Annotated in this window: 7 protein-coding genes and 1 pseudogene; 6 read left to right on the top strand and 2 right to left on the bottom strand. The window is 75.2% G+C overall.

Annotated features, from left to right (window positions below; genetic code table 11):
* Positions 1-146: 146 nt before the first annotated feature.
* A pseudogene (locus ACIBNE_RS29215) lies at positions 147-956 on the top strand (serine hydrolase); the annotation flags it as partial.
* A 244-nt stretch (positions 957-1,200) separates the two neighbouring features.
* Here ACIBNE_RS29215 and ACIBNE_RS29210 read toward each other — a convergent pair.
* The gene (locus tag ACIBNE_RS29210; RefSeq protein WP_399276719.1) at positions 1,201-2,184 is read right to left on the bottom strand and encodes a DUF4184 family protein; all 984 of its coding nucleotides are present in this window, start codon (positions 2,182-2,184) and stop codon (positions 1,201-1,203) included.
* 196 nt (positions 2,185-2,380) lie between these two features.
* On the opposite strand from ACIBNE_RS29210, the gene ACIBNE_RS29205 reads away from it, so the two are divergent.
* From ACIBNE_RS29205 to ACIBNE_RS29185, 5 genes are all read left to right on the top strand, one after another.
* The gene (locus ACIBNE_RS29205; RefSeq protein ID WP_399276718.1) at positions 2,381-4,117 is read left to right on the top strand and encodes a lytic transglycosylase domain-containing protein; all 1,737 of its coding nucleotides are present in this window, start codon (positions 2,381-2,383) and stop codon (positions 4,115-4,117) included.
* Between the two features lie 194 nt (positions 4,118-4,311).
* On the top strand, positions 4,312-4,449 hold the full coding sequence (locus tag ACIBNE_RS29200; protein ID WP_399276716.1) for an SPW_0924 family protein: 138 nt from the start codon (positions 4,312-4,314) through the stop codon (positions 4,447-4,449).
* Between the two features lie 60 nt (positions 4,450-4,509).
* On the top strand, positions 4,510-5,505 hold the full coding sequence (locus ACIBNE_RS29195; protein ID WP_399276714.1) for a DUF3068 domain-containing protein: 996 nt from the start codon (positions 4,510-4,512) through the stop codon (positions 5,503-5,505).
* Positions 5,506-5,565: 60 nt separating this feature from the next.
* Complete coding sequence (locus ACIBNE_RS29190; RefSeq protein ID WP_399276712.1) at positions 5,566-6,447, top strand: hypothetical protein; 882 nt, start codon at positions 5,566-5,568, stop codon at positions 6,445-6,447.
* Positions 6,444-10,853: a caspase family protein gene (locus ACIBNE_RS29185; protein ID WP_399276710.1), complete on the top strand. Its 4,410-nt coding sequence runs from the start codon at positions 6,444-6,446 to the stop codon at positions 10,851-10,853. Before ACIBNE_RS29190 ends, ACIBNE_RS29185 begins: the two co-directional genes overlap by 4 nt.
* Here the strand turns inward: ACIBNE_RS29185 and hrpB are convergent.
* Positions 10,825-13,323, bottom strand: coding sequence for an ATP-dependent helicase HrpB (gene hrpB / locus ACIBNE_RS29180; RefSeq protein ID WP_399276708.1), 2,499 nt, complete (start codon positions 13,321-13,323; stop codon positions 10,825-10,827). The two genes, ACIBNE_RS29185 and hrpB, sit on opposite strands and share 29 nt — an antisense overlap.
* Positions 13,324-13,325 lie beyond the last annotated feature (2 nt).

Genomic DNA, 13,325 nt, shown 5'->3' with positions numbered 1-13,325 from the left:
CGGGGGGGCCGGGGGGGGGGGGGGGGGCGGCGGGGGGGGGGGGGGGGGGCCCCCCCCCCGGGGGGGGGGGGGGCCCCCCCCCGGCCCGGGGGGGCCCGCCGTCCCGTATTCCGCACGTCCCGTATTCCGCACGTCCGCACCGCCAGATGGCGCAGCACCCCCATCCCTCTCGGCGACCGCGCTCCCAGACTGGGCGCATGCGTCACCTCACCTGTGCCGTCACCCTCCTCGCCGCCACCCTCACCCTCCCGGTCACCCTTCCCACCGCCACCGCCACCGCCACCGCCACCGCCACCGCCACCGCCACCGCCACCGCCACCGCCACCGCCACCGCCACCGCCCCGGCCCACGCCGTGTCCCGGGGCCGCCCCGCACCCCTCTGCACCTCCGCGCAGGACCCCGATCTCGCCGCGCGTCTCGCGCGCGACATCCGGAGGGCGCTCAAGGGCCGCGCGGGCACCGTTTCCGTGGCCGTGCACGACACCCGCCGCGGTCTGCGCTGCGGGCTCCTCGCCGACCGGCGCTACGACGCCGCCAGCATCGCCAAGGTGCTGATCCTTCAGGGCGCCCTGCGCCGCGCCCAGACCGGACACCGCCCCCTCACGGCCCGCGAGAAGCGCCGCGCGCACGCGATGATCACCCGCTCCGACAACCGCGCGGCGTCCGCGTTCTGGTGGAGCCTGGGCCGCGACCGCCTGCGCACGGTCCTGCGGCTGACCCGCGCCCACGACACGTCCCTCGGCCACCGCGGCTACTGGGGCCTCACCCGCACCACCGCCCGCGACCAGCTCCGCCTGCTCTCCGCGCTGACGTCGTCCAAGAGCCCCGTGCTCGACAAGGCGCACCGCGCCTACGGCCTCAGGCTGATGGGCGCGGTCGTGCCGGGCCAGGCGTGGGGCGTGTCGGCCGGAGTGCCGCAGGGCGTCGGTGTCCACCTCAAGAACGGCTGGCTCAAGCGCGCCACGCACGGCTGGCGCGTCCACAGCGTCGGCGCCTTCACCGGCAGGCCCCGGGCCGGCGGGTCCAAGACGGGCGGGCCCCCGGCCGGGAAGGCCCAGGACTACCGGATCGCCGTCCTCAGCCAGGGCAACCCCTCCATGGGCCACGGCGTACGCACGGTGGAGCGCGTCGCCCACGCCGTGCACCGCAACCTCAACACCGGCAGGTCGGTGGCGCGGGGCTTCACCCCGGTCGGCTCGATCAGCGAGAGGTCCGACGGGAGCGCCCCGCACGAGAACGTCCCGTCCGACGGTCCGGCCCGGGACCCGCTGCCGACACCTGTCGCCCCGACCCCGACCTCGACCCCGACCCCGTTCCGTACCGCTGCCGCATGGCCAACCCGTACAGGATGAGCCCCTGCGCGAGCCCCGCTCCCGCCCCGAAGCATGCCGTGGGAACGATGTCGAGCGGGGTCTCGATCCGGCCCCAGTAGTCGTACCAGCGCAGGCAGCGGTGCACGACGCCCAGCAGTACGCACAGCGCGATGAAGCCGATCGACAGCCGGCGGGTACGGACCGACAGCCGGGGCACCCCGGGAGGCGGCGCCCCCGCCGAGCCGCCCGCGGCCCCCGCCGCGTCAGCCGGATCCGCCGGGTCCGCCGGGTTCGCCGGGTTCGCCTGGTCCGCCGGCGTCCGGCGCAGCAGTGACGCCGTGAACCACGCCAGCCCCGCCAGGGCCACCGCCGAGCTCCCGTACTGCGCGAACAGGTACAGCGGGAAGCCCGCCACCGTCTCGTCGAGCACCGGAAGCAGCCTGGTGCCCCACCGGTCGAGGTGCGTGAAGGCGTCCCACACGACGTGCGTCAGCGCGCCGATCACCGCCGAGACGTAGAAGCGCGCGAGCAGCGGCCCCACCGGCACGTCCCGCCACCTGGCGCCCCGCACCACCGCGTACACCCGCCCCTGCCACCCGCCGGGCAGCAGCGCCACCAGCGGCTCGCGCACCAGCAGCCAGAGACCCACCAGGGCCGCCGTGACCAGCACGTCCACCGTGAAGAGCCCCACAGGCGCGTGCGTGACGTCACCGAACTCCATCGCCCCGGGCAGCATCGAGTCGGCGAAGTACGTCATGTCGGGCGCGAACGACCCCGCGACGAGCGCGGAGACGCAGAGCGGCCCGCGCGCGGTGCCGTCCCTGCGTATCGCGGGCAGCACGGCGGCCGCGTGGCTGAGCGTGAACGGCATGGTGTGGCGATCCCCTCCCGGTGCGGTGCCGTTCAGTATGCGGGACTCCTGGATTCCGGGATTTGGGCAACGGTTAGGTGATGAACACATGAAAATAGGGCTGGGCGCGCTGTGCTCGGGCCATCGGTTGACGTAATGTCGCCTGAGTCTTCGCGCTGGGGAGTGCGGGGAGCGTAGATGGGGAGGGTTCAGAGGTATGGCAGCGCAATTCGGCCGTCGGCTGCGCAGGGGGGCGACCACCACCGCCGTGGCAGCGCTCGCCGTCGCGGCGCTCACCGCGTCCCAGGCACCGGGCGCCCCGCTCGCTCAGCAGACCACCGACGACGGCCACTCGGCCGCCGACACCACGCCCTCGCCGGACACCCCGGTCAGCGGAAACTCCCCGTACTACACGGACCTGCCGCCGCTGCACACCCCGAACCCGCCGGGCAACACGGTGACCAACACCCCGATCGGCACGGGCGCGGCCGAGGCGGGCCTGCCGGCCACGGTCCTCGCCGCGTACAAGCAGGCCGAGCTGACCGTCCAGGCGGAGGACCCCGCCTGCCGCCTGCCGTGGCAGCTGCTCGCCGCGATCGGCAAGGTCGAGTCGGGCCAGGCGCGCGGCGGTGCCGTCGACGCCAACGGCACCACGCTGACCCCGATACTCGGCCCCGTCCTCAACGGCGTCGGCTTCGCGAACATCAGCGACACCGACAACGGACAGTACGACGGCGACACGACGCACGACCGTGCCGTCGGGCCGATGCAGTTCATCCCCTCGACCTGGGCGACCTGGGGCCAGGACGGGAACGGCGACGGCGCCAAGGACCCGAACAACATCTACGACGCGGCCCTCGCCGCGGGCAAGTACCTCTGCGCGGGCGGCCGCGACCTGACCGTGCAGGCGGACCTGGACAAGGCGATCCTGGGCTACAACCAGTCGCAGGAGTACCTGCGCACGGTCCTCGACTGGTTCGAGTACTACAAGAAGGGGACGCACGAGGTGCCGGACGGCTCCGGCGTGCTCCCCGACACCCGGACGCCCGACTCCCTGCCGACGCACCCCGGCCCCGTGCCGAAGCCGAGGCCGACTCCCAAGCCCCACCCGTCGAAGCCCGCGCCCAAGCCGACCCCCGACCCGCCGAAGCCGAACCCCGACCCGACCAGGCCCACGCCCAAGCCGACGCCGACCCTGCGGGTGCACCACATCGAGGACGCGGGCTCCGGCACGCTGTCCGCGACCGCGGGCGAGGAGTTCGGCGGCAGGGCGAAGGTCCGCGCGGAGAACTCGCGGGGCGCGGTCGTGCCCGGCGCCCACATCCGGTTCGAGATCATCGGCGCCACCGACGCCCGCTTCAACGGCGGCGTCAGGCTGGCCACGATCATCACCGGCGCCTCGGGCACGGCCACGGCACCGGTCCTGAAGGCCGGCGAGACGACCGGGAAGTTCACCGTGCGCGCCACGGTCCTCGGCCGTGACGTGCGGGCCGTCGACGTCGCCGCGGCGGTCACCGCGCGGGTGGCCGACACCCTCACCCGTACCGACTCGGACGCGCTGACGGCCAAGGCGGGCGAGAAGTTCGCGAACCGGGCCACGGTCAGGACCACGTACAAGGGCGTGGCGGTCGGCGACACCGCCGTGACCGCGACGATGGTCGCGTCCGCCGACGCGACCGAGGCCAACACCAAGGGTCCGTCCTTCAAGGTCGCGGGCAAGACGGCCTACAGCTTGAACCTGACGACCGGCGCGGACGGCACGCTCCAGCTGCCGGAGATGTACGCGGACGGCGAGACGGGCACGTTCTTCCTGCGGCTCACCACGGCGAGCGGCGCGGTCCTGACGATCGAGCTCAAGGTCGAGGCCGCCCCGACGACCACGCCCAGCCCGTCGTCGAGCCCGTCGTCGAGCCCGTCCCCCTCGGCTTCCGCCTCCGCCTCGCCGGGCGCGTAAGCGAGCACGGAAGCACCAGAACCTCGAACCGCCCCTGACCCCCTCCGGGACAGGGGCGGTTCGGCGTGTTCCCACCGCCGCGTCCGGCCCGTTCCCACCGTCGCGCCCGGCCTGTTCTCATCTCGCGCCGCCGTTGCTACGGTGCCCCAACCCACCTGACGAAGCATCAGATCCAGGTTCCAGGGAGGCCGAGCATGCGCGCCCTCATCGCCGCCGCCGTCGGAATGGCCGCAGCCCTCGCCCTCGTCCTCACGGTCACGGCCATCGGGGCACCCTCCGGCGAAACCTCGCCCAAACCCCTGCTGACGACCGTCCCGGGCCCCAAGAAGTAACCGGCCGCAGCCCCCTGGCCCGTGGAACGCCCGGGGAAACAACCGAAGGGACGGCCGGTCATGCGCCGCAGAGCCAGCCTCGTACTCCTCGCCCTCGCCTTCTTCTTCGCCGCCATGGCGCCGCTGCTGCGCTGGTACGCCTTCCCCCGGCTCGCCAAGGTCCCGCCCGGCCAGTACCAGGAGGTCGTCCTCGAAGCGAAGGACGCGACCCTCCTCGACTACTACGGGGGCATGAAGGCCAAGAAGGTCCCCAAGGTCACCATCGTGCAGACCCTCAAGGGCGACGTCGCGGCGTCGGAGGAGATCGAGAAGAGCGCGGGGCGCGACGTCGTCGTCTGGAACACCCTCACCCACATCGTCGACGACAAGGGCCGGATGGTCTCCCAGATCCCCGAGCGCTACATCTTCGACGCCCACAGCCAGGCCCCCGTCCACGCCACGGGGGAGTCGGTCGACGGCGCCCCGGTCAGGCGCGAGGGCATCGAGTTCAAGTGGCCCTTCCTCACCGAGAAGCGCGACTACGAATACTTCGACGCGCAGGCCCGCATCACCGCGCCCATCCACTACAAGGGCACCAGGAAGTTCCGCGGCCTGGAGGTCTACTACTTCGAACAGACCGTCCCCTGGCGGCAGGTCCCGATGCCCAGGAAGATGCCCATTCCCGACATCAGCGCCGAGGCCGTCACCAAGACCGGCATGACCCGCTGGTACACCACCAAGCGGATGTTCTGGGTCGAGCCCGTCACCGGAGCCCCCGTCAACGGCGAGGAGATCATCGACACCGAGCTGCGCGACGCGAGGAAGATGGGCCTGTCCGAGGACACCGTCACCGCCTTCGCCGGGCACGTGAAGATGCGCGAGGACTACATCGCGCACACCGTCGACCTGGTCAAGTCCCAGCGCACCCTGGTCCTCCTGCTGACCAGCCACCTCCCACGGGGCTTCGGCGTGCTCGCCGCCCTGCTCATCGCGCTCTCCCTCTGGCTGGAGGCCCGCTCCCGCCGCCCCCGGAGCCCCGCGGCCGAGCCGCAACCGGAGCTCGCGGCCAACTCCTGAGCGGGCCGGGCCAGTTGTACGATCCCACCGAGTGCAACGGCCCGGCGGGGGGAGCGCGCGATGGCGGCGATCGTGGTCGTCCACGGAATCGGCAAGCAGTACCTGGGCGCGCGGACCCAGCACGACACCCTCGCGGCCCCGCTGATCGACGGCATCGTCCACGCGGGCGGAGCCCCGCCGGACCCGGCCGACGTCCTGATCGCGCACTACGGGCACTGGTTCAGGCCGCCCGGCGCCCCGGCCAAGGGCGAACGGGCCTGGACCTACCGCGACGTCGCCGAAGGCCCGGAGCGGGAACTGCTGTACGCGATGTGGGCCGAGGCCCACCGCACGGACCCGGCCCGCGTCGAACCGCCGGGCCCCGCCCCCGGCACCAAGGCGATCACCCCCGTCACCGTGCAGCGCGCGCTGTACGTGCTCGGCGGGCTGCTGCCCGCCAGGTTCACCGACCGGTTCCTGATCGGCGTGCTCAAACAGGTCGTGGGGTACCTCACCGACGACGCCGTCCGCGCCCGCGTCCAGCAGGAGGTCGCCGCGGTCGTCGGCCCCGACACCCGGGTGCTCGTCGGCCACTCGCTGGGCAGCGTCGTCGCGTACGAGGCGCTGTGCGCCCACCCCCGGTGGCCGGTGCGGACCCTGGTCACGCTCGGCTCGCCGCTCGGCGCGCCCACCGTGGTCTTCGACAGGCTGCGGCCCGCCCCCGACCCCGCGTCCGGTCGGGGCGCCTGGCCCGGCGGCGTGCGCTCCTGGACCAACCTCTGCGCCCGGGGCGACATGGTGGCGCTCGCCAAGGAACTCGCGCCGCGCTTCGGAGCGGGGCGCGGCACGGAGCCGTACGTACGCGACGTGCTCCTCGACAACGGCTGGGCGACCCACGACCTCGTCCGGCACCTCACCGCCCCCGAGACGGGCGCGGCGATCGCGGCGGGACTGCGGCGATGACCGCACCCGAAGCCGTCCGCAGGGTCCTCGTCGTCAGCGGCACGGCCCGCTACGACCACGAGGACGAACTCCCCGAACTCCCCGGCGTCGACGCCGACCTGTCGACCGTCGCGGACGTCTTCGGCCGCATCGGCTACGCCGCGTCGCACCGCCTCCTGGACCCCACGGCCGAACAGCTCAGACGCGGACTCGCCCACTGGGCGTCCCTGGAGGACCGCACGGACGACGTCGTCGCCGTCTACGTCAGCGGCCACGGCGACCGCGACGCCAAGGGCCACTTCCTGATGTGCCGCGACAGCGTCCCCGGCCAACTGCGCAGCTCCGCCGTCGAATCCGAACGGGTCGTGGAGATCCTCGTCGAGAACGGCTTCAGCCGCATCCTCCTGCTCATCGACACCTGCTACGCGGGCCAGGGCGCCGTCGACGCGCTGCGCTCGCTGGCCGACGACCTGATCAGCCGCCGCTCCCTGGACGAACAGCGGCTCGACGCCTTCTCCGTCATCGCCGCCACCCGCCCCCAGGAACTGGCCGCGGACGGCGCGTTCGCCGCGGCCCTGCGCGAGGCCGTCGACGGGCTGCTGCTCGGCGGCAACCAACAGCCCAAGCTGTACCTCGAAGCGATCGTCGACCGGGTCAACCAACTCCTCGACCGGCGCGGCACCCGCCAGCGCGCCACCCTCGCCATGCTCGCGGGCGACGGCTTCCCGTTCGTCCCCAACCCGCGCTACGACCCCGACCTCCACCCGGGCGAACTCGACCTGGCCGAACAGCGCACGTGGATCAGCGCCCCGGCGCGCGCGGCCCGCGCCCGGCGCGACCCCCGCCAGCAGCGCGAACTCGACAGTCACTTCGGCCCGCGCGGCCGGGGCAGCGACGCGCTCCCGGGCCGCGCCTCCTACTTCACCGGCCGCACGAGCGCCATCGGCGAACTGGCCGCCTGGCTCGACGGCGACCCGGCGGGACCCGGCAGCGCCGTCCTGGTCACCGGAGGCGGCGGCGTCGGCAAGTCCGCGCTGCTCGGCCGCCTCGTCCTGCTCGCCGACCCGGCCCTGCGGACCGCGCTCGACGACATCGACCCCGCCGTACGGCTGCCCCTGTGCCCCGTCGACGCCCACGTCCACGCGCGGCACCTGCGGCTCGACGAGATCGTGGCCGCCGTCGCCGATGCCGCGGGGCACCCGGGCGCGGACGTCCCCCGCCTCCTCGCCGCGCTCCGCGAGCGCACCGAGCCGTTCAGCCTCGTCGTGGACGCGCTCGACGAGGCGGGCGCGGTCGGCGGCGCCGAGGAACCCCGGCTCGTCGCGACCACGTTCCTCCGGGAACTGGCCCGGGTCCCCCGCGTACGGCTCCTGGTCGGCGCCCGCCGCTCCGTGGACGCCGCGCTCGGCCCCGACTTCACCCGCATCGACCTCGACGACCCCCGCTGGCTCGGCCCCGACGACATCCGCCGCTACGCCCTGAAGCTGCTGCACGCGCCCGACGGCGAGGGCTCGACGGGCCTGTACGGCCCCGACGCCGAGGCGCTCGCGCGGCACGTGGCCGACTGGGCGGGCGACAACTTCCTCGCGGCCCGCCTGGTCGCCAGGGAACTGGGGCGCGACAGGGGCCGGGGGACCCCGAGCCCCCTGCCCGGCGAATCCGGCACGCGCACTCCGGTGGCGGACGCCTTCCGCTGGGCGCTGCGCCAACGGCTCGGCGCGCGCACCGACTTCGGCCGCGCCCTCCTCACCCCGCTCGCCTTCGCCGAGGGAGCGGGACTGCCCAGCGGCGGCGTCTGGCAGGCGATGGCGACGGCGGTGCTGGAACACGACGTGCGGCCGGAGGACCTGGAGTGGCTGCTCGCCGAGGCGGGCGCGCACATCGTCGAGTCCACCGTCGACAACCGCGCGGGCGAGCCGGTCTCCGTCTACCGCCTCTACCACGAGTCCCTCACCGCGGAACTGCGCGCGGAGGCCGACGAGGGGCTGCCCGAGCGGCTGGCCCGCGCACTGGTCGCCACCGTGCCCCTCGACCCCGGCACCGGCGTCCGCGACTGGGCCGCCGCCGATCCCTACGTACACGCCCACGTGGCGACGCACGCGGCCGCCGCCGGACTGCTGGCCGAACTGCTGGGGGACCCGCACTTCCTGCTCCACGCCGAACCCGCCGCGCTCTCGGCGGCCCTGGCCGAGGGCGGCCCGTTCGACGAGGACGTGGCGGCCACCGCGGCCGCGTGGCAGCGCTGCGCCCCCGACCTGCGCCCGGAGATCCCCCTCCCCGAGCGCGCCGCACGCCTGCGCCTCGCCGCGTTCCCCGCGGGAGCCGACGAACTGGCCCGACGGTTGGGCGAAGCGGTCCCCGCACTGCCGTGGGACGTGCGCTGGGCCGACGTACGGCCCACCGATCCGTACCGCGCGCTCGGCACCTTCGACCGGGCGGTCAAACACGTCGCCGTACTGCACCGCGAGGAGCGGACGCTGATCGCGACGGCGGAGGAGGGGAACAGGGTCCTGCTGTGGGACTTCGACACCGGGCACCTGGTGCGCGAGATCACCGGCCTGCCCGAGGGCCGGGTGTGTGGGCTGGCCGCCTGCCCGGTGTCCGATCCGCCCCGTCTGCTGGTGCGGAGCGGTCACGGGGCCCGCCGCGGCGGGGTGGAACACCTGACCCTCTGGGACGTGACGACGGGTACCCCGCAGGGGCCGGGGTTCACCACCGAAGCGGTCCACGCGGCACTGACCGAAGCGGGGGGCACCCCCGTCGCGGTGGTCCTGGCTCCGGACGCGACGGTCGAGGTGGTGGACCTGCGGTCGGGGGAGGTGCGCGCCGAACTCACGGACCTCGCCGGGACGCCGGGCAAGGTCCAGGCGCTGGACTGCTGCGTGGACGACGGGATGCTGGTCGTCGTCGCCGCCGTGGGGCACGACCGTCAGGACCGCCAGCGCGCGGCCGTCGCCCGCTGGACCCTGGATCCGCGGCACGGCTGGAGCGCCGTGCGGTTCGGCACCTCCCGGCTGACGGACCCGTCGGTCTGCGCGCTCCGGGCCACGGCGGGGGCGACGGACGCGGTCACCGTCGGCGATTCCAGGCCTCCCGGCGTCCAGGAGGCCGCCCCGCCGGACGGCCGCCCGCTCTTCGAATGGCGGCTCGACGTCCTGGAGGACCCGGCAGGGTTCGCGACAGCCGAAGGAGGCGCCCCGGTCCTGGTCCTCACCGACCGCCGCGGCCTGGTGGCGCACTGGGGCGGCGACGCACCGCACCGCGTCGACGTCGCCGCGCGCGAGGAGGGCACCGGCAGACTGGCCCTGGCCCGCGCGCACGACGGCCTGGCGGAGCTCGTCTCGGCGACCACGGGCGGCGAACCGCTCGCGGCGTGGACGGTCCGGCTCGACGGCCGGGACCGTCCGGCCCGCCGGGAACCCGGCACCGGGATGGCGTCCAGCGGCGACCTGGCCATGACGGCCGGGCGGGTGGCGGGCCACGAGGTGCTCGTGATCAAAAAGCCCCTCCAGGTGTATCCGGACACCTACACCGTCGGCACGGGCAGGAAGCGCACCCACCGGGGCGTGTACGGAAAGCTGGTCGAGGGCCGCGTCGACCAGCCGCTCCTGGTCTTCGACTGGGAGTACATCCCGTTCACCCAGTCCCTGCGCAAGGGCAGCATCCGACGGATCGAAGAGGGAGGACGGGCGCGGGAGGTGAAGCTGCGCCGCTACCCCCTGGACTCGCTGACCGTCCTCGCCAGGGCCGGCACCCACGAGGGCGCCCCGCTCGTCGCGGCGCTCAGCGAACGCGCCGCCCACGTGTGGCACGCGGAGACCGGCGCCAAGGTCGGCGGCTGGCGCATGCCGTTCTGCTACGCGCACGAGAGGGTCCTGCACGTCGTACAGGACGGCCCGCACCCCCTGCTCGGCGTCGGCCAGTACTCGCGGCACACCTTCCGGGTGTTCCGGCTCCCCGACGGCAAGGAGCGCCGCACGCTGCGCCTGCCCCACCACCAGCGCGACCGGTACTGGTACGACTTCCGCCCCGTCTGCGCGCTCGGCACCTGGCCGGACGGCCCCGTCGCGGGCTACGAGTCCGCCGACGGGCAGATCGCCGTCCACTGGATCGACGAACCCGACCGCACCCTCACCTGGCACACGCCGGGCGGCCAGCACGTCGCCTGGCTCTGGCTCATGACCTCAGGACGGCGCCCGGCCCTCCTGGCGCTCCTCCACGACCACAGCCTGGTCCTCGCCGCGATGGACGACCTGAACGCGGAGCCGTACCGCATCCCCCTGCGCTCCCCGGTCCTCGGCGTCGTCCCGGTCGGGGAGGACACCGTCGGGATCCGTACGGCGGCGGGCGTCCTGTGCCTGCGGATCCCGGTCCTGGGCCCCGCCGGGCAGCACCCCCTCAGCCCCGGCCCCGCCGCGCGTTGGTGAACCGCGTCGCCGCCACCGTCGAAGGGTCCTCCGGCCACGGATGCTTCGGGTAGCGGCCCCGCAGCTCCGCCCGTACGGCGCGGTACCCGTCCCGCCAGAACGACGCCAGGTCCGCCGTCACGGCGGCGGGCCGCCCGGCCGGCGACAGCAGGTGCACCAGCACCGGGACCCCCGCCACCCTGGGCGTCTCGGCGAGACCGAACATCTCCTGGAGCTTCACCGCGAGGATCGGCTGTCCACCGCCGTACTCCACCCGGATCCGCGAACCGCTCGGCACCTCGATCCGCTCCGGCGCCAGCTCGTCCAGCCGTGCCGCGTCCCCGCTCGCCCACGGCAGCAGCCGGTTCAGCGCCTGGCCCGCGTCGATCCGCCCCAGGTCGGCCGCGCGCCGCGCCCGCGACAGCTCGGGCTCCAGCCACTCGTCGGCACGCTCCAGCAGGGCACCGTCCGACACGTCGGGCCAGGGCCCGCCCACCTCGCGGTGCAGGAAGGCCAGCCGCTCGCGCAGCGCCCGCGCGTCCCCGGACCACCGCAGCAGCGCAAGCCCCGAGCCCCGCAGCCCGTCCAGCAGGGCGTCGCGTACGAGACCGGGGTCGGCGTCCCGCAGCGGGCGCGCCGCCAGCTCCACCGCGCCCAGCCGCTCCACGGACCGCGCGACGACGTCACCGCCCTCCCAGCGGACCTCGTCCCCGGCGGCGTACAGGTGCCCGGCCGCCAGCCGCGCCGTCTCCTCGTCCAGCACCGCGGCGAGCCGCACCCGCGCCGACGCGGAGTGCGCGGGCCGGTCCGCGACGGCCACCGCCAGCCACGGCGCACTGCGCAGCCGCGACCCGTCCCCGAGCCCGGCGCCCGTCCCCGACGCCATCAGGAAGGAGCCCTCGCCACGCGCGCGTGCCACCCGTTCGGGGAACGCCAGCGCGGCCACCAGGCCCGCCGCGTGGTCGTCCGGCGCCGCGCCCGGCCCGCCCGTCCGGCCTGCCCCCTCGGGCAGCCCCCGCTCCAGCCGCCGCGCCTCCGCCTTCCACCGAGCCCCGTACGCGTCGGCGCCCCTGCGCGCCGCCCGCCAGGCACCCGCGAGGTCGTCCCCGTACTCCCGCGGCGGCTCCTCGCTCAACAGCGCCACCACCTCGGCGGCCCGCCGCGCCCCCACCTCGGGGGCGCCGTCCAGCAGCGCCCGCGCCAGCCTCGGGTGCACGCCGAGGCGCGACAGCCTGCCGCCGCGCTCCGTGGCCCGCCCCTCGCCGTCCACCGCGCCGATCGCCGCCAGCACCTCGCGCGCCGCCGCCATGGCGCCCGCGGGAGGCGCGTCCAGCAGCGCCAGCGAAGCCGCCGACGCATCGCCCCAGCAGGCCGCCTGGAGCGCGAACGCCGTCAGGTCGGCCACCGAGATCTCCGGCGAGGGGAACGCGGGCAGCCGCCCGTCCTCGGCCTCGTCCCAGCAGCGGTAGACCGTGCCCGGCGCCTCGCGCCCGGCCCGCCCCGCCCGCTGCCGCCCGGCGGCCCGCGAAGCCCGTACGGTCGTCAGGGCGCTCAGCCCCCGGGCATGGTCCACGCGCGGCTCCCTGGCGAGCCCCGAGTCCACGACCACCCGCACCCCCGGCACCGTCAGCGAGGACTCGGCCACCGAAGTCGCCAGCACCACCCGCCGCCGCTCGCCCGCACTGAGCACCGCGTCCTGCACGGCCGCCGGAGCCCGCCCGTGCACCTGGAGCACGTCCACGTCCGGCACGCCCAACTGCCCGGCCACGCGCGCGATCTCCCCCACGCCCGGCAGGAAGCACAGCACGTCCCCGTCCTGCTCGCGCAGCGCCCGCCGCACCACGGACGCGACGTGCGACAGCAGCGCCGGATCGACCCGCATCCCGTGCGGCGGCCGTACGGTCGCGGACGGCGGCGCCCACACGGTCCGCACCGGATGGGCGATTCCCCCGGTCTCCACCACGGGCGCACCGCCCAGCAGTCGCGCCCAGCCCGCCGCGTCCGTCGTGGCCGACGCGGCGATCAGCTTCAGCTCGGGCCGCAGGGCCGCCCGTACGTCCAGCAGGAACGCGGCGGCCGTGTCCGCGTCCAGGTGCCGTTCGTGGCACTCGTCGATGACCACCACGTCGACGCCGGACAGTTCCTGGTCCCGCTGGAGGCGCTGGAGCAGCACACCCGTGGTGACCACCTCGACGACCGTCCCGCCGGACACCACGCGCTCGCCGCGCACGGTGTACCCGACGCGCCCGCCGACCCGCTCGCCGAGCAGCCACGCCATGCGCCGCGCCGCGGCGCGCGCCGCGATCCTGCGGGGCTCGGCGACCAGCACCCGAGCCCCGGACTCGGCCAGCGCCAACGGCACCAGGGTCGTCTTGCCGGTCCCAGGCGGCGCGCACAGCACCGCCGCCCCGTGCCCCTCCAGGGCGTCCCGGAGCGCGGGCAGGGCGGCGCGCACCGGCAGGGCCAGCCCCTCGGCACGGATCGTGGTCATGG

Origin of the sequence: Streptomyces sp. NPDC050504, from assembly GCF_044458065.1 — a bacterium.
GTDB lineage: Bacteria > Actinomycetota > Actinomycetes > Streptomycetales > Streptomycetaceae > Streptomyces.
This window is presented reverse-complemented; position numbering and strand designations above follow the sequence as displayed.